The organism is Ruegeria sp. SCP11, assembly GCF_040329455.1.
Taxonomy (GTDB): Bacteria; Pseudomonadota; Alphaproteobacteria; order Rhodobacterales; family Rhodobacteraceae; genus Ruegeria; species Ruegeria atlantica_E.
In genome coordinates this window covers 1-18,076 of record NZ_JBDZYG010000024.1, presented here as the reverse complement: position 1 = coordinate 18,076, position 18,076 = coordinate 1, and the positions used below count along the sequence as shown (strand labels likewise).

13 protein-coding genes are annotated in these 18,076 nt (G+C 60.9%); 10 read left to right on the top strand and 3 right to left on the bottom strand.

All coding sequences use genetic code 11. The features are described from left to right. The first annotated feature begins 6 nt into the window (after positions 1-6). Together ABLN94_RS23415 and ABLN94_RS23410 are read left to right on the top strand one after the other, a co-directional pair. Positions 7-711: a GntR family transcriptional regulator gene (locus tag ABLN94_RS23415; RefSeq protein WP_352996958.1), complete on the top strand. Its 705-nt coding sequence runs from the start codon at positions 7-9 to the stop codon at positions 709-711. Between the two features lie 82 nt (positions 712-793). Further along, complete coding sequence (locus ABLN94_RS23410; protein WP_352996956.1) at positions 794-2,311, top strand: malonate--CoA ligase; 1,518 nt, start codon at positions 794-796, stop codon at positions 2,309-2,311. Here the strand turns inward: ABLN94_RS23410 and ABLN94_RS23405 are convergent. The 3 genes from ABLN94_RS23405 to ABLN94_RS23395 form a co-directional block, all read right to left on the bottom strand. Beyond that, the gene (locus ABLN94_RS23405; protein ID WP_352996954.1) at positions 2,298-3,035 is read right to left on the bottom strand and encodes a metallophosphoesterase family protein; all 738 of its coding nucleotides are present in this window, start codon (positions 3,033-3,035) and stop codon (positions 2,298-2,300) included. The two genes, ABLN94_RS23410 and ABLN94_RS23405, sit on opposite strands and share 14 nt — an antisense overlap. A gap of 120 nt (positions 3,036-3,155) precedes the next feature. After that, positions 3,156-4,751 (bottom strand): phosphoglycerate dehydrogenase, encoded by a 1,596-nt coding sequence (serA, locus tag ABLN94_RS23400; RefSeq protein ID WP_352996952.1) that lies wholly within the window; start codon positions 4,749-4,751, stop codon positions 3,156-3,158. Positions 4,752-4,816: 65 nt separating this feature from the next. Continuing rightward, complete coding sequence (locus ABLN94_RS23395) at positions 4,817-5,971, bottom strand: phosphoserine transaminase (RefSeq protein WP_352996951.1); 1,155 nt, start codon at positions 5,969-5,971, stop codon at positions 4,817-4,819. A gap of 285 nt (positions 5,972-6,256) precedes the next feature. Between ABLN94_RS23395 and ABLN94_RS23390 the strand changes: the two genes are divergently transcribed. The 8 genes from ABLN94_RS23390 (at position 6,257) to ABLN94_RS23355 (ending at position 17,912) form a co-directional block, all read left to right on the top strand. After that, complete coding sequence (locus ABLN94_RS23390) at positions 6,257-6,841, top strand: ANTAR domain-containing response regulator (protein WP_352996949.1); 585 nt, start codon at positions 6,257-6,259, stop codon at positions 6,839-6,841. Then, entirely contained in the window at positions 6,838-8,010 is a 1,173-nt protein-coding gene (locus ABLN94_RS23385; protein WP_352996948.1) for an ABC transporter substrate-binding protein, read from the top strand. The genes ABLN94_RS23390 and ABLN94_RS23385 overlap by 4 nt, the downstream gene beginning before the upstream one ends. 273 nt (positions 8,011-8,283) lie before the next feature. After that, on the top strand, positions 8,284-9,651 hold the full coding sequence (locus ABLN94_RS23380; protein WP_352996946.1) for a CmpA/NrtA family ABC transporter substrate-binding protein: 1,368 nt from the start codon (positions 8,284-8,286) through the stop codon (positions 9,649-9,651). Between the two features lie 90 nt (positions 9,652-9,741). Then, positions 9,742-10,827 carry an ABC transporter permease gene (locus ABLN94_RS23375; RefSeq protein ID WP_352996944.1) on the top strand — a complete coding sequence of 362 codons (1,086 nt, stop codon included), beginning with the start codon at positions 9,742-9,744 and terminating at the stop codon, positions 10,825-10,827. 5 nt (positions 10,828-10,832) lie between these two features. Beyond that, on the top strand, positions 10,833-12,518 hold the full coding sequence (locus ABLN94_RS23370; protein WP_352996942.1) for an ABC transporter ATP-binding protein: 1,686 nt from the start codon (positions 10,833-10,835) through the stop codon (positions 12,516-12,518). A 5-nt stretch (positions 12,519-12,523) separates the two neighbouring features. Continuing rightward, a complete protein-coding gene (gene nirB, locus ABLN94_RS23365) occupies positions 12,524-14,956 on the top strand; it encodes a nitrite reductase large subunit NirB (protein ID WP_352996940.1) in 2,433 nt (810 codons plus the stop codon). Beyond that, positions 14,953-15,285: a nitrite reductase small subunit NirD gene (gene nirD, locus ABLN94_RS23360; RefSeq protein WP_170328020.1), complete on the top strand. Its 333-nt coding sequence runs from the start codon at positions 14,953-14,955 to the stop codon at positions 15,283-15,285. Before nirB ends, nirD begins: the two co-directional genes overlap by 4 nt. Continuing rightward, positions 15,282-17,912 carry a molybdopterin-dependent oxidoreductase gene (locus ABLN94_RS23355; RefSeq protein ID WP_352996938.1) on the top strand — a complete coding sequence of 877 codons (2,631 nt, stop codon included), beginning with the start codon at positions 15,282-15,284 and terminating at the stop codon, positions 17,910-17,912. Before nirD ends, ABLN94_RS23355 begins: the two co-directional genes overlap by 4 nt. Positions 17,913-18,076 lie beyond the last annotated feature (164 nt).

Here is an 18,076-nt window from a genome sequence, read left to right as displayed (position 1 = left end):
CGCAGCATGCCCCAATCCAGCGACACCACCAGTTACAAAGACATCAAGCAAACCGTTCTGGCGCGCATTCGGTCAGGCGAATTGCAACCTGACTCTCTGCTGCCCAACGAACAGGAGCTTGCCGTTGAGTTCTCCTGCACCCGGACCACAGTGAACCGAGCCCTGCGCGAGCTGGCGGATGAGGGGTATCTGGAGCGTCGCCGCAAGGCGGGAACCCGCGTGCTGAGCGCGCCGCAACGTCAGGCCCGCTTCACCATCCCCATGGTCCGAGATGAGGTCGAAGCAATGGGCGGTACTTACCGCTATGCGCTGGTATCTTCTGTATCCGAGACTGCACCTGAATGGCTGAGCGCCCGTCTGGCCTTGGCGCCGGGGCAAAGCGTAATGCATGTGCGTTGCATGCATTTCAATGGCAACACTCCGTTTCAATATGAAGATCGTTGGATTGTCACCGCCTCGGTACCGCAGGTAGGGCAGGCGGATTTTTCGGACATCGGACCGAATGAATGGCTAATCCAAACCGTGCCCTTCACCAATGTTGAACTGAGTTTTCTGGCCAGCCGCGCCGACGCAACGGTCGCCGCGTTTCTGGACGTACCGGAAGGCGAACCGGTCTTTACCGGAGAGCGGATCACTTGGCTTCAGGGACAACCGGTGACCTTTGCCAAGATGTTCTTCGCAGCCGGGTACCGCATGACCACGCAATTCTGATAACTTCCCCCTTTCTGCTTTACCACCTGCACAATCCGATACAGATTCAATCCCGATTGAGCAGGCGCAGAGGAAGGACGATATGGGCAACCCGCTTTATGACCGACTGTTTGGCATTCACGCGGGCAAGGACACGCCTTTCTTGCATTTGCCCGATGGTCAGACCCTGACCCATGCCGCCTTTCTGGATCTGGCCGCCCAATTTGCCAACGCCTTGACCGGATTCGAACTGGAACCCGGCGAGCGGGTGGCCGTGCAGGTCGAAAAGTCTCCTGAGGCACTGGCGCTCTATGCCGCCTGCGTGCAGACCGGGTTGATCTTTTTGCCACTGAACACGGGCTACACCACAGCCGAACTGCAATACTTCATTGAGAACAGCGGCGCGAAGCTGGTCGTGTGCGACGATGCAAAAGCCGAAGGGTTGGCCCCAATCGCCGCCGCCCAAAGCGCCCGGTTAGAGACGCTGAACGCCGATGGCTCGGGCAGTCTGACGCGGCGGGCGATGGGGATGTTGCCCGCGTTTGAACCGGTGAAGCGAACCGAGGATGATCTGGCCGCCTTCCTCTATACCTCTGGCACCACGGGGCGATCGAAGGGCGCGATGCTGACCCAGGCCAACCTGCTATCAAACGCCGAGATGCTGGTGAAGGAATGGCGGTTCACACGCGATGACGTGCTGCTGCACGCGCTGCCGATCTTTCACACCCACGGGCTGTTCGTAGCGACGAATGTGGTGCTGGCTTCGGGCGGTTCGATGATCTTCCTGCCGAAATTCGATCTTGAGGACATGCTGCGCCTTATGCCGCAAGCGACCTCAATGATGGGAGTGCCGACCTTCTACACCCGACTGCTGAGCGATGGGCGTTTCACCAATGACCTAGCGAGACATATGCGGGTGTTCATCTCGGGGTCGGCCCCTTTGTTGGCGGAAACCCATGAACGATTTCAGGAGCGCACGGGACACCGCATCCTCGAACGCTACGGTATGACCGAAACCAACATGAACACCTCGAACCCTTATGACGGCGAACGTCGCGCGGGAACCGTCGGCTTCCCTCTTCCAGAGGTCGAGTTGAAGGTGACCGATCCTGAAACCGGTGCGCTGCTGCCACAAGGCGAAATCGGCATGATCGAGGTACGCGGCCCGAATGTGTTCAGCGGCTACTGGCAAATGCCCGAGAAAACCGCCGCCGAATTGCGCGAGGATGGTTTTTTCATCACCGGCGATCTGGGGCGCGTAGATGAGGACGGTTATGTCCACATCGTCGGGCGTGGCAAAGACCTGATCATATCGGGCGGCTACAACATTTACCCCAAAGAGGTCGAACTGATGCTGGATGATCAGCCCGGCGTTTTGGAAAGCGCCGTGATCGGTGTTCCGCACCCCGATTTCGGCGAAACCGTGCTGGGCATTCTGGTCGCCGAGCCCGGTCAGACACCGAATCTGGAGGCGATTCTGACCAATGTTCAAGGTGCGCTTGCCCGGTTCAAACATCCGCGCAAGCTGATCGTGTTGGAAGAACTGCCTCGAAACACGATGGGCAAAGTCCAGAAAAACGCCCTGCGTGAGACTTATAGGGATCTGTTCACCGAGGATTAGGGGTCAGCGGCACCCGTCCGGCATCTGTCAGCAACCAACAATCGCGGTCCTCGAATACGGCGGTAGCCAAGGGGTGACCGTAACCCGCGCCCGCATCCAGATTGACCCGGTTGCCGCAGTGCTCAGCCCGCTCGACCGGCGTGTGTCCATGCACGATCAGCCAAGGGTACTGGCTGGAATCTCGCAGAAACTCGTGCCGTATCCAAACCAGATCATCCTCTGATTGCTGCGCCAACGAAAGGCCGGGGCGAATGCCTGCGTGGACGAATAACAACTCGTCCTCCAGATGGTACGTTGGCAACGCGTTGATAAAGTCGATATGTGCAGGCGGAACCGCCGCGCAGGCCCGCTCGTGCACCTGATAGATGCGGTCATTGTCCGTGACCGCGGCACCATAGGAGGCCAGCGTTTCCCGACCGCCCAGCCGCGGATCCAGCCAGTTCAGCGTGATCGGCAGGCTTTTGTCCGCAATCTCGCACTCCTGCACGAACCGAGCCATCATCCGGTCGTGGTTACCCTTGACCATGACCCAGTTTCGACCGTCGCGTTGCCCTTCGATCAGCAAATCCAGAACACCGCGACTGTCCGGCCCCCGGTCAACATAGTCCCCAAGGAACACAACCCGTGCATCAGGGCCGCCATCCCGTTCGATCAGCCACAAAGCATTCACCAGCATTTCAAGCTGCCCGTGTACATCGCCGACGGCATAGATTGGGTTCGTCATCAATCACCCTCAAGCAATAAGAATGGCTTGCTTGTGCCCCAGCCGAGCCTCTGAAAAAAGACAATGCCCGCATTTTTGTCGGTGCGGGCATCGAATAGGTCACAGATTTAGCGCCAAGCCTCAGGCGACATCGAATTCCAGCGGCTTGATCTGAGTGAACAAGCCCGTTTCAGCCAGTTTGGCACGCGCCTCGGCCGGAACCGGCTCGTCGACATAAAGCAGTGCAATCGCCTCGCCACCCGCTTCGGATCGACCGAGGGTGAAGTTGGCGATGTTGACATTGTGCGCGCCCATGGTTTGACCCAGCGTTCCGATGATGCCCGGCACGTCTTCGTTGGTGGTGTAGAGCATGTGCGCCCCAACTTCGGCGTCGATATTGATCCCTTTGATCTGGATAAAGCGCGGTTTGCCATCGCTGAACACGGTGCCCCCGATCGAGCGTTCACGCTTTTCAGTTACCACAGTCACCTTGATGTAGCCTTCGAACGCACCGGACTTATCCTGATTGGTGGTCGAAAGCTGGATGCCACGCTCTTTGGCGACAACCGGGGCCGAGACCATGTTCACCTCGGGATTGAACTTCTTCATGATCCCCGCAACGACCGAGCAGTTCAGGGCGGCGAGGTTCATTTCCGACGCGACACCGTCATAGAGGATGTTGATCGCCTTGATCGGCTCATCCGTCATCTGGCCAATAAAGCTGCCCAGATGGCTGGCCAGTTTGATCCACGGCCCCATGACCTTGGCCTCTTCGGCGGTGACGCTGGGCATATTCAGCGCATTCTCGACAGCACCGGTCAACAGATAGTTCGAGATCTGCTCGGCCACCTGCAGCGCCACGTTTTCCTGAGCCTCAGTCGTGGCCGCGCCCAGATGCGGGGTGCAAACCACGTTGGGCAGATTGAACAGCGCGTTCTCTTTGGCAGGTTCCTCGCTGAACACGTCAAAGGCGGCCCCGGCAACGTGACCGGTTGTCAGCATCTCGGCCAGTGCTCCTTCATCAACCAGCCCTCCACGGGCGCAGTTGATGATGCGCACGCCGGGCTTGGTCTTGGCCAGGTTCTCACGGCTCAGGATGTTGCGTGTCTGATCGGTCAGCGGCACGTGCAGGGTGATGAAATCGGCGCGCGCCAGAAGCTCATCCAGCTCAACCTTTTCAACGCCCATCTTGGCGGCTTTCTCTTCGCCCAGATAGGGATCATAAGCGACGACCTTCATCTTCAGACCCAAGGCTCGTTCACAGACGATGCCGCCGATGTTGCCTGCGCCGATGACGCCAAGGGTCTTGTTGGTCAGCTCAATCCCCATGAACTTGGACTTTTCCCACTTGCCTGCGTGGGTCGAGGTGCTGGCCTCGGGGATCTGCCGCGCCACGGCGAACATCATCGCAATCGCATGCTCGGCGGTGGTGATCATGTTGCCAAAGGGTGTGTTCATCACGATCACACCCTTTTTCGAAGCCGCGTCCTTGTCGACATTGTCAGTGCCGATCCCGGCACGGCCGATGACTTTCAGGTTGTCCGCCTTTTCCAGAAGGGTCGGCGTGACCTTGGTGGCCGAGCGGATGGCAAGACCGTCATATTGGCCGATCACCTCGGCCAGCTTGTCTTTGTCCTTGCCCAGATCGGGCATGAAATCCACGTCGATGCCACGGTCGCGGAAAATCTGAACGGCAGTTTCGCTGAGTTTGTCAGAAACGAGTACTTTGGGAGCCATATCTCTGGTCCTTGAATTTTGAGGGAGTTCCGGGCCTGTTGCGGCCCGGTGATATTTGGAAACGCTTAGGCGGCTTCGGTTTGCGCCGCGATCTCGGCCTCAAAGGCCCAGGCCAGCCACGGCAGCATCGCCTCGATATCCGAGGTTTCGACCGTACCACCGCACCAGATGCGCAAGCCCGCGGGCGCGTCCCGGTAGGCACCGATATCCAGCGCGATATTTTCGGCCTCCAACCGTTTGGCCACCGCTTTGGCGAAAGCGGCACCATCCTGAATGCGCGCATCGGTGAACTTCAGGCAAACCGAGGTATTCGATTGCGTCGCTGCATCGTCAGCCAGATTGGCAATCCAGTCATTCTGCGCGCAAAAAGCGTGCACCGCGCCAGCATTAGCGTCTGCGCGGGCGATCAGCCCTTGCAACCCGCCAACCGAGCGTGCCCAGTTCAGCGCGAACAGGTAGTCCTCAACCGCCAGCATCGAGGGCGTGTTGATGGTGGCGCCGGTAAAGATGCCATCGATCAGCTTGCCGCCTTTGGTCAGGCGGAAAATCTTCGGCAGTGGCCATGCGGGGGTGTAGCTTTCCAGCCGTTCCACAGCGCGGGGGGAAAGGATCAGCATCCCGTGCGCGGCCTCACCGCCCAGCACTTTCTGCCAGCTGAAGGTGGTCACGTCCAGCTTGTCCCAGGGCAGGTCCATCGCAAAAGCGGCGCTTGTTGCGTCACAGATCGTCAGACCCTGACGATCATCGGCGATCCAGTCGCCATTGGGAACCCGCACGCCTGAGGTGGTGCCGTTCCATGTGAATACAACGTCATTGGCGAAGTCGACGGATGCCAGATCAACGATCTGACCATAATCCGCCGTTTTCACCTCGGCATCGATCTTCAACTGCTTAACCACGTCGGTGACCCAGCCCGAGCCAAAGCTTTCCCAGGCCAGCATCTCCACCTTGCGCTCACCCAGCAGCGACCATAACGCCATTTCGACCGCGCCTGTATCCGAGGCGGGAACGATGCCGATCTTGTAGTCCGCAGGAATGCCCAGCACTTCCCGCGTGCCTTCGATGGCCGCTTTCAGCTTGTCCTTGCCAACGGCGGCGCGGTGCGACCGGCCCAGCGCAGCATCGGCCAGTTTGCTCAAATCAAATGTGGGGGGTTTGGCGCAGGGGCCCGAGGAAAAACGCGGGTTCGCCGGCCGCGTCGCCGGTTGTTTGATAGTCATGTGTATTACCCTTCCAGATACACGCCCCTCGTTGGGGAGGGGTGTCCCACGGACAGAGCTATGGTGCGCTTGCAGCATCAGCAAGCAGAAAAGACGCTTTGATTCCGAAAAACGACATCTCAAGCCGCACCATTCGCGGTCACAAGTTTCCGATAGGCGAAAGATTCACGGATTCCTGACACCTTACACATCGCGTTTGACTATTTTTTAAGCACAACCCTTCGAACCCGGATAGATTAAGGCCCAATCTCTTGAGCTTGGAAAATGAGGCGGTGAAAAGGTGCCATGCCTGACACCCTGACCATTGTCGTAGTTGAAGAAAACCGAGAGCGCGCGATCGCCATCGTTGACGCTTTGAAAGCGTCAGGGTCCTACGATGTCCATGTGATCGGCAATGCCTCAAGCCTCGCCCGCAAGATCGCCGCGCTGGAGCCGGACGTGGTGCTGATCGATATCGATAACCCGACCCGCGACATGCTGGAGGAACTGACGCTGGCCTCGGGTCCGTTGGAGCGCCCGGTTGCGATGTTCGTCTCGGGCGCGGCGGGGGATTTGGCCTCTACCGCTATTGAGGCAGGTCTTTCGGCTTATGTTGTCGATGGCATGCAGCCCGACCGGCTGAAACCGGTGCTGGATGCCGCCATTGCCCGGTTCCAGATCGTCCGCCAAATGCGCCGGGAACTGGCCGAGACTAAGCGGGCACTCGAGGAACGCAAGGTGATCGATCGCGCCAAGGGCCTGCTGATGAAGGCGCGCGGTGTCGAGGAAGAAGAGGCCTATGCCCTGCTGCGCAAGGCCGCCATGGATCAGGGCCGCCGCGTCGCCGATGTGGCCGAGGCGCTGGTGACGGCCTCGGGGTTGCTATCATGAACGCAGTCACTCTGCCTGTCGCCTATGTGCCTTTGGTCGATGCCGCCCCTTTGATCGTGGCGCATGAGATGGGCTTGGCCCGCGCCGAAGGGGTTGAATTGGACCTGATCGCTGCGCCCTCTTGGTCATCTGTGCGCGACATGCTGGCCTTTGGGCGTGTGGACGCCGCGCACCTGTTGGCCCCGGTGCCGGTGGCGATGGCTTTGGGGCTGGGCGGTGTCACACAACCCTTGTCTGCCGTTTCCGTACTATCGGTGAATGGCGACGTGATCGGCATCTGTCATGCGCTGGAAACCCGCCTGCGGGAGACCGGCTACGAGTTCGACTTCCGCGATCCGTTTCTGGCCGCCAAAGCGCTAACCGCCGTTGCCGACCGGCCGCTGGTGTTTGGCGTCCCCTTCCCGTTTTCCCTGCATATGGAGCTGTTGCAGTGCTGGCTTGAGGCCACTGACCTCTCGCGTATCGGCATCGAAGTACGTACGATCCCGCCCCCACTAATGGCTCAGGCACTGGCCGAGGGCGACGTGGACGCGTTCTGCGTGGGTGAGCCTTGGGGCTCGGTCGCGGTGGAATCCGGGGCCGGTGCGCTGCTGTTGCCCGGCCAGGCGATTTGGGCCTTTGCGCCGGAAAAAGTGCTCGCTGTGCGTACTGAATGGGCCGACACCGAGCCGCACCTGCTGGGCAAGCTGATGCGGGCCGTCTGGCGCGCCGGGCGCTGGCTGGGCCAACCCGGCAGTCAAACTGCTGCTGCCGAGATACTGGCGCGCAAAACCTATCTGGACCTGCCTTCGGAACTGATCGACCGCGCTCTGTCGGGTCGGTTTACCATCTCAGGTCAGGCTGAACAGCGTCAGGTGCCGGGATTCCTCGAATTCCATGACGGCGCCGCGAACTTTCCTTGGCGCAGCCAGGCCAAATGGATCGCCCATCGGCTGGCTGAGCGGTATAATCTGGACCCGCACATGGCGCTGGCGCAGGCAGGCAGCGTATTCCGCAGTGATATCTATCGCGACCAGATGGCCGGGCTGGGTGCCGACCTACCCGGCGCGTCGGAAAAACTCGAAGGCGCGATTCGGGAAACCACCCCGGTTGCCTCACATAATGGGCAGTTGTCGCTGAAACGGGATGCATTTCTGGATGGGCGCATTTTTGACCCCCAAGATAATTGACGCCTAAAAATTAGGCACCACCCTGCTGTATACAGCGCAATTGCAGAAAATCATGCCGCATCGCAGCAAAAACGCTTGAACGCTGACCAAACTTCTTCGAATCTGACTTCAACGGCACGCAATGGCGTGTGTCGATAGAATTAATCCCAAAGTTTGGGACCGACTGAGCAAAGCCGCTCACTCTCTGGCCTCCTCCTCCCGGTCAGAGCGTGCAGCGGCTTTTTGTTTTTCACCTTTCCGGATCGTCCGGAACCAAAAAAGGGACAGACCCACATGAAGAAATTCCTTGCAGGCCTTGTCGCCACAACCGCCCTGACCAGCCCGGCAATGGCCGAGACGCTGGAACTGGAAAAAGATGAACTGACTTTCGGCTTTATCAAACTGACCGACATGGCCCCGTTGGCCGTGGCTTATGAGAATGGCTACTTCCTGGACGAAGGCCTGTTCGTCACGCTGGAAGCTCAGGCCAACTGGAAGGTTCTGCTGGATGGCGTGATCGACGGGCAGTTGGACGGCGCTCATATGCTGGCCGGTCAGCCTCTGGCCGCGACAATTGGTTATGGCACCGAGGCGCACATCGTCACCCCCTTCTCGATGGACCTGAACGGCAATGGCATAACCGTGTCGAACGAGATCTGGGAAGAGATGAAGCCGAATATCCCGGTGATGGATGACGGTCGCCCGCAGCACCCGATCTCAGCCGAGGCGCTGGCCCCGGTGGTTGAAAAGTACAAATCCGAAGGCAAGCCGTTCAACATGGGGATGGTCTTCCCGGTCTCGACCCACAATTACGAACTGCGTTACTGGCTGGCTGCCGGTGGCCTGAATCCCGGCTATTACAGCCCCGAAGACGTGACCGGTCAGATCGGCGCGGATGTGTTCCTGTCGGTAACCCCACCGCCGCAAATGCCCGCGACGCTCGAGGCCGGCACTATCTACGGCTATTGCGTGGGTGAGCCGTGGAACCAGCAGGCCGTGTTCAAAGGAATCGGCGTGCCCGTCATCACCGATTATGAGCTGTGGAAGAACAACCCGGAAAAGGTCTTCGGCATCACCGCCGAGTTCGCCGAGGAATACCCGAACACAGCCCGCGCGGTCACCAAGGCCCTGATCCGCGCCGCGATCTGGCTGGACGAGAATGACAACGCCAACCGCCCCGCCGCGGTCGAGATGCTGAGCCAGCCGGAATATGTGGGCGCCGATTACGACGTGATCGCGAACTCGATGACCGGGACGTTCGAATACGAAAAAGGCGACAAGCGCGACGTGCCCGATTTCAACGTGTTCTTCCGCTATAACGCGACATACCCGTTCTATTCGGACGCCATCTGGTACCTGACTCAGATGCGCCGCTGGGGCCAGATCGCCGAGCCGCAGACAGACGCGTGGTATGACGAAGTCGCCAAGTCGGTCTATCGCCCTGACATCTATCTGGACGCCGCCCGTATGCTGGTGGACGAAGGTCTGGCGAATGAGGCCGACTTCCCGTGGGACAGCGACGGCTACAAAGCCCCAACGCCCGCCGAGGATATCATCGACGGCATCCCTTATGACGCCCGTCAGCCCAACGCCTATCTGCAAAGCCTGCCGATTGGCCTGAAAGGCGAGCAGGTCGTCATCGGCTCCGAAGTTCAGGGCTAAGGCCCCCTCCCCGGCCCATGTGGCCGGGTTCTCCCATGTCAACAAAATCCCACCCCGCCCGGGCTTGGATCCGGGCCAGGAGACCACAAGATGACCGCCATCGACCACGATACGCTATCGAATGAGGCTGAACGCGAGGCTCGCAAGGCCCGCCTGTTCACCCGGATCAACTCTGCCGACAAATGGTTTCAGGTTCTGGGCCTGTCCTGGATTACCCCTGTTCTGAAAGCCGCCGCAGGAGATAACCCCCGCGCCCAGGTGGGTGAAATCTGGCGCCTGCTGGCCGTGCCGCTGCTGGCCATCTGCGCCTTTTTGTTGCTGTGGGGCACGCTGGCGCCCAAGGTGCAGACCTCGCTGGGCGCCGTCCCCGGCCCGGCACAGGTCTGGTCCGAGGCCGTCAGCCTGCATCAGGACGCACAGGCCAAAGCCGCCAAGAAAGCCAAGTTCGAGGCGATGGTCGAAAAGCGGAACCAGAAGTTCATCGACGCAGGCCAGCCCGAAAAAGTAAAAGAGGTCGCCTATACCGGCGCGCCGAGCTATTACAACCAGATCTGGACCTCAATCAAAACGGTGTTCTTCGGCTTTCTGATCGCCACCATCGTCGCCGTACCGCTGGGCATCGCTGCGGGCCTTTCGCCCACCGCAAATGCCGCACTGAACCCGCTGATCCAGATTTTCAAACCGGTCTCACCACTGGCCTGGTTGCCGATTGTGACGATGATCGTCTCGGCCGTTTACGTCACAAATGACGGCTGGTTCGCCAAGTCCTTCCTGATCTCGGCCATCACCGTGACGCTGTGTTCGCTGTGGCCGACGCTGATCAACACCTCGCTGGGTGTGGCGTCAATCGACAAGGATCTGGTGAACGTCTCCAAAGTTCTGAAAATGAACACCTACACCAAGATCACAAAGCTGGTGCTGCCCTCGGCCCTGCCGCTGATTTTCACCGGTCTGCGCCTGTCGCTGGGTGTCGGCTGGATGGTCCTGATCGCGGCTGAAATGTTGGCGCAGAACCCTGGTCTGGGCAAATTCGTCTGGGATGAGTTCCAGAACGGCTCCTCCAGCTCGCTGGCCAAGATCATGGTGGCTGTCTTCACCATCGGCATCATCGGCTTCCTGCTGGATCGCGTGATGTATGCACTGCAGTCGCTGTTCACCTTCTCAAACAACCGGTGATCGACATGGCTGTGATGGAATTCAAGAACGTCAGCAAATCCTTCGGCACCGGCACCGCCGCGACGGCTGTGCTGAAAGACATCAACCTTTCGGTCAAAGAAGGTGAGTTTGTGGTTCTTCTGGGCTTTTCCGGCACCGGCAAAACCACGCTGATCAATCTGATGGCGGGGATCGAGTTCCCCACCAAGGGCAGCGTCACCTTCCGTGACAAAGCCATCACCGGCCCCGCGCCGGAACGGGGGGTGATCTTCCAGAACTACTCGCTGATGCCGTGGTTGACGGTGACGGGCAATGTGCGTCTGGCCGTCGATGCGGTCTTTCCGAAAATGCCCAAGGCCGAGAAAGAGGAAAAGGTTGCTCATTACATCCGCATGGTCGGCCTGAGCCACGCCGCCACCCGTCGCCCCGCTGAACTGTCGGGCGGGATGCGGCAGCGGGTGAACGTGGCCCGCGCCCTGGCGATGGACCCCGAAGTTCTGCTACTGGATGAACCCTTGTCGGCGCTGGACGCGCTGACCCGCGGCAACCTGGCGGAAGAGATCGAAAAGATCTGGGAAGAGAACCGCAAGACCTGTGTCCTGATCACCAACGACGTGGACGAGGCGATCCTGCTTGCTGACCGCATCATTCCGCTGAATCCCGATGGCACGCTGGGGACCGAATTCAAGGTCTCGATCCCCCGCCCTCGCGATCGGTCCGCCATGAACCATGATGAGACGTTCAAGGCGCTGCGTGGTGAGGTCACCAAATACCTGATGGATGTGGGCATCGAGGCCAAAGTCGAAGGCACCAAGACTCTGCCCGACGTCACCCCAATACACGGTGTGCCTGCAGCGGTGAAAGAGGCGCAGACGGGTCTGATCGACGAGCGTTATCTGGACTTCAGCCAGTTGCACAAGGTCTACCCGACGCCCAAAGGCCCGCTGACTGTGGTCGAGGATTTCAATCTCAAGCTCAACCGGGGTGAGTTTATCTCGCTGATCGGACATTCGGGCTGCGGCAAGTCCACGGTGCTGACCATGGCCGCCGGTCTGAACGACATCTCGAAAGGCGCGATCAAGCTGGACGGTCGCCATGTCGAAGGCGCTGATCCTGAACGCGCCGTGGTGTTCCAATCGCCCTCGCTGTTTCCGTGGCTGACCGCCAAGGAAAACGTCTCGGTCGGTGTCGACCGCGTTTACCCGCGCGCCAGCCAGGCCGAGCGACAGGATGTGGTGGAATATTACCTCGAACGGGTCGGTCTGGCCGATGCGATGGACAAATCCGCCGCAGACCTGTCGAACGGCATGCGCCAGCGCGTCGGCATCGCCCGCGCCTTTGCGCTCAGTCCGAAACTTCTGCTGCTGGATGAGCCCTTCGGGATGCTCGACAGCCTCACCCGGTGGGAACTGCAAGAGGTTCTGATGGAGGTCTGGTCGCGGACCAAGGTGACCACGATCTGCGTCACCCATGATGTCGACGAAGCGATCCTGCTGGCCGACCGCGTGGTGATGATGACCAACGGCCCGCAGGCCACGATCGGCAAGATCACCAATGTCGACCTGCCGCGCCCGCGCACCCGCAAGGCGCTGCTGGCCCATCCCGATTACTACGAATACCGGCAAGAGGTGTTGGATTTCCTCGAGGAATACGAGCACGGCGCAAAGCCCAAGCCGAAAACCCCTTCCCCCAAAGCCATTGCCGCGGAGTGAATGACATGAAACAGAAACTAGTGGTCATCGGAGCAGGCATGGCCTCGGGTCGGGTGCTGGAACACCTGACCGATGCCGCCCCAGATGCATTTGACATTACCCTGTTCAATGCTGAGCCGCGCGGGAACTACAACCGCATCATGCTCAGCCCGGTTCTGGCCGGCGATCAGACCTATGAAGAGATCGTGACCCATAACGACGCGTGGTACGCCGACCGTGGCATCACCTGCCGGTTCGGCGAGAAGGTGGTCAAGATTGACCGCGACCTGAAAGTGATCGAAGGCGAAAACGGCCACGTTCCTTATGACAAGCTGATTTTCGGCACCGGTTCCAATCCCTTCATGATCCCGATGCCGGGACATGATCTGGACGGTGTCATCGCCTATCGCGATCTGGAAGACACGCAGCAGATGATGGAGATGGGCGCGGGCAACAAGGTCGTCGTGATCGGCGGCGGCTTGTTGGGCCTTGAGGCCGCAGCAGGCATGGCCGCGCGCGGTGCCGATGTGACCGTGGTGCATATCATGGGCCACCTGATGGAGCGTCAGCTGGACCCTGCCGCAGGCTACCTGCTGAAGAAATCGCTGGAAGAGAAGGGCATCACCGTTCTGCTCAACGCCAAATCGAGTGAAATCGCGGGCGAGAATGGCAAGGCCCGCGCGTTGCTGCTGGACGATGGCACGGAACTGCCCTGCGACTTGCTGGTGATGGCGGTGGGCATCCGACCCAACACCGGACTGGCGCAGGAGACGGGCCTTGCCGTCGGGCGCGGCATCCATGTCGACGATCAGATGCTTACCTCGGATGCCGATATCTTTGCCGTTGGGGAATGTGTCGAACATCAGGGCGAAGTGTTCGGCCTTGTCGCTCCGCTTTACGACCAAGCCAAGGTGCTGGCGCAGACCCTGCTGGGCGAGGAGGCCGCGTTCAAGCAACGCTCGCTTTCCACCAAGCTGAAGGTCACCGGCTGTGATCTGTTCAGTGCAGGCGACTTTGCCGAGGGCGACACTCGCGAAGACATCGTCTTTCGCGACCCGGCCCGTGGCGTCTACAAACGGCTGGTTCTGGAAGGTGACAAGCTGGTCGGCGCGGTCATGTATGGCGACACTGGCGACAGCAACTGGTTCTTCGGCCTGATCCGCGACGGCGAGGACATCTCCGAAATGCGCGAGACGCTGATCTTCGGCCCGGCCTATCAGGGGGGCGGCTCTGCGGACCCTCTCTCAGCCGTTGCAGCATTGCCGCCTGAGGCGGAAATCTGTGGCTGCAACGGCGTGTGCAAATCCGACATTACCTCTGCTATCGAAGGTGGAGCGACCGATCTGGGCGCGATCCGCGCAACCACAAAGGCCAGCGCGTCCTGCGGGACATGCACTGGCCTGGTCGAGCAACTGTTACAGGTCACGCTGGGCGATGATTTCCAGATGCCCACCGCGCAGCCCATCTGTGGCTGCTGCGACTTGACCCATGAAGACGTCCGCCGTCTGATCAAATCGCAGGAGCTGAAAAGTCAGGAGGCCGTCTGGCAGGAGCTGGGTTGGAAAACCCTCAACGGCTGTCATGTCTGCCGCCCGGCGGTGAATTTCTACCTGCTGGCCGACTGGCCGGTGGAGTATCAGGACGACCCGCAAAGCCGGTTCGTCAACGAGCGCAAACACGCCAACATCCAGAAGGACGGCACGTTCAGCGTTGTGCCCCGCATGTGGGGCGGCATCACCAACCCGACCGAACTGCGCGCCATTGCTGACGCGGCCGAGAAATACGACGTGCCCACGGTCAAAGTCACCGGCGGGCAGCGTATCGACCTGCTGGGGGTGAAAGGCGCGGACCTGCCTTACATCTGGTCTGATCTGAACAAGGCCGGGCTGGTCTCGGGTCACGCCTATTCCAAGGGCCTGCGCACGGTGAAAACCTGTGTCGGCACCGATCACTGCCGGTTCGGCACGCAGGACAGCACGGGCCTTGGCGTGAAGCTGGAGAAAATCCTGTGGGGGTCATGGACTCCGCACAAGTTGAAGCTCGCGGTCTCGGGCTGCCCGCGCAACTGTGCCGAGGCGACCTGCAAAGATATCGGCGTTGTCTGCGTCGATAGCGGTTACCAGATCAGCATCGGCGGCGCGGCGGGCATGGACGTCAAGGAAACCGAACTGCTGGTGCAGGTCCCGACCGAGGACGAAGCCATCGAGGTCGTGTTGGCCGTCACCCAAGCCTATCGCGAAGGCGGCAAGTATCTGGACCGTCTGTATAAATGGATGGCGAAGGTGGGCCTCGACTGGATCAAAGAAACCGTGGTGGACGACCTCGACAACCGCCGCGCGCTGGTTGAACGGTTCGAGCTCAGCCAATCGATCTACCGCAAAGACCCATGGGCCGAGCAGGCCAAAGAGGCCCCGCGCTATGCGCCCTTGGCCGATCTGACACTGGAGGCCGCAGAATGAGCTGGATCGACATCGGACATATCGACGACATCCCCCTGCGCGGCGCGCGCGTGGTGAAAACCCCTGTCGGCTGTATCGCCCTGTTCCGCACCGCCGAGAATGAGGTCTTTGCCGCCTCGGACCGCTGCCCGCACAAGGGCGGGCCGCTGTCCGAAGGCATCGTGCACGGCCAGTCCGTCACCTGCCCGCTGCACAATTGGGTGTTCGACCTGAACTCCGGTCAGGCCCAAGGCGCGGATGAGGGGCAGATTGCCACCTATCCGGTGCAGCTGGACGGGGACCGCATCCTGCTCGACAGCACTTCGCTGGGGCAAAGGAGCGCCGCGTGAAGGACCTGACCGCCTGCGCCAAGCGCTCGACCTGCCCCTATTGCGGGGTCGGCTGCGGTGTTCTGCTGCAGCCGGACGGTGCCGGAGGCCTGACAGTCACCGGCGACCCGGACCATCCGGCCAATCAGGGGCGACTCTGCTCAAAGGGTTCCGCACTGGCCGAAACCATCGGCCTGTCGCACCGCCTGCTGGCCCCGCGCATCTCGGGTGTCGAAAACGACTGGGACGATGCGCTGCAGCTGGTCGCCGACCGGTTTCGCGATACCATCGCGGAACACGGGCCGGATTCGGTGGCCTTCTATGTCTCGGGCCAGTTGCTGACCGAGGATTACTATGTCGCCAACAAGCTGATGAAAGGCTTCATCGGCTCGGCCAATATCGACACCAATTCGCGGCTCTGCATGGCCTCAACCGTCGCGGGGCACAAACGCGCCTTCGGCACAGACACCGTCCCCGGCACCTATGAGGATATCGACGAGGCCGATCTGGTGGTGCTGGTTGGGTCCAATTTGGCCTGGTGTCACCCGGTTCTGTATCAGCGCCTGATGGCGGCACGGCAGGCGCGCGGCACCAAGATCGTGGTGATCGACCCGCGCCGCACGGCATCGTGTGACAGCGCCGATTTGCATCTGCCACTGGCGGCGGGCAGCGACGTGGCGCTGTTCAACCACCTGCTGACCCGGATCGACGCCCTTGGGCTGATGGATATGGACTTCCTGACTCATACTACCGGCTTTCAGGCGGCGCTGGACAGCGCGCGAACCGATGACGTCTCGGTCACCGGGCTGGACCCGGAGGATATCGACCAATTCTGCCAGATGTGGACCGGCACCGAAAAGGTGGTGACCATCTTCAGCCAGGGCGTGAACCAATCGACCTCGGGCAGCGACAAGGTCAACGCGATCCTCAACTGCCATCTGGCCACCGGACGGGTCGGCAATCCGGGCTGCGGACCGCTGTCGGTCACTGGCCAGCCCAACGCCATGGGCGGGCGCGAGGTTGGTGGGCTCGCCAACATGCTCGCCTGCCATCTGGACATCGAAAACGCCGACCACCGCGCCGCCGTGCGCGATTTCTGGTCGGCACCCGCTATGCCCGAAGCCCCCGGCCTGAAAGCGGTAGACATGTTCCGCGCCATCGGTGACGGGCGGATCAAGGCGCTGTGGGTGATTCATACCAACCCTGCCGTATCGATGCCCGAGGCTGATGCGGTGCGCGACGCCATCGCCAACTGCCCCTTCACTGTGGTTTCGGACATCACCGACCGGACCGACACGGCGCGGCTGGCCGATGTGCTGCTGCCCGCCGCGGCCTGGGCCGAGAAAGACGGCACCGTCACCAATTCCGACCGTACCATCAGCCGTCAGCGCGCGGTTTTGCCCGCCCCCGGACAGGCCCGCGCCGACTGGGACATCCTGTGCGATGTCGGGCGGCGGATGGGCTGGGCCTCGGCATTTGACTACCAAAGCCCTGGCGAGATTTTCCGCGAACATGCGGCACTGTCTGGCGTGGCCACGCGGTTTGGGAAGGATTTCGATATCTCGGGCCTCGCCGATCTGAACGCCGCAGATTACGCCGCGCTGGAACCGACACGCTGGCCCGTGGCCGCCACGCGTCAAGGCGGACGATTCTTCGCAGATGGGCAGTTCTTTCACCCTGACGGCAAGGCCCGGCTGTTGCCAGTCAAATGGCGCGCCCCGGCGGCGCAGACCGGTCCGCGCTATCCGTTCTGGTTGAACACCGGACGTCTGCGCGACCAGTGGCACACGATGACCCGCAGCGGGTTATCGCCCCGCCTGTCGGCGCACCTGCCCGAACCGTTTCTGGACATTCACCCGGATGACGCGCGGTCGCAAAAGGTTTCCACCGCAGATCTGGTCGCGGTGACAAGTCCACACGGCAAAGCCATCCTGCGCGCGCGGATCAACGGTGATGTCACCCAGGGTCAGGTCTTTGCCCCAATCCATTGGACCGGAGAGACCGCGCCCTCCGCCCGCATCGACGCGATGGTGGCGGCAGCGACCGACCCGGTCTCGGGTCAGCCCGAAAGCAAGGCGTCAATTGTGAATGTTACCCGGTTCAACGCCGCATGGTACGGATTCGCGGTCTCTGGCCATGAGATGAACCCAAGCTGCGACTACTGGGCCCAAAGCCTGACGAAAACCGGTTATCGCGCCGAACTGGCCGGGCTGGACGCCGTCGAAGACTGGCACACCGCAGCCCGCGACCTATTCGGATTGCCCGATGCCGAAATCACTGCCGTCGAAGACCCGGCCCGCGGCGTGGCCCGTTTGGCCTGCCATCAAAACGGACGGCTGGTTGCGGCGCTGTTTGTCTCGCCCCAACCAGTCGCGGTGATGCGCGACTATCTGGCGACGCTGCCGCAGGTGCCCAATCTGGGCCTGCTGTCCGGCTGCGCCCCGGCAGACATGCGGGACCCGGGGCCAATTCTGTGTTCCTGCTTTGATGTCGGCGTGAACACGATCCTGACAGCGATCGAGACCCAGGGACTGATCTCGGTCGACGCCATCGGCGAGGCGTTACAGGCCGGAACCAATTGCGGGTCCTGCCGCCCGGAACTGGCCACGCTTCTGGCCTCGGCCCAACGGAAAGAGGCCGCCGAATAGAAAAACCCCCGCCTTTTGAGCGGGGGTTTTGTCTGTTCTTGAACTGAGCTTACTCAGCTGCGTCTTGGTATGCGTCCATTGGGGGGCATGTGCAGACGAGGTTTCGGTCGCCGTATGCGTTGTCGACGCGGTTGACGGGGGACCAGTATTTGTCGACGCCCATG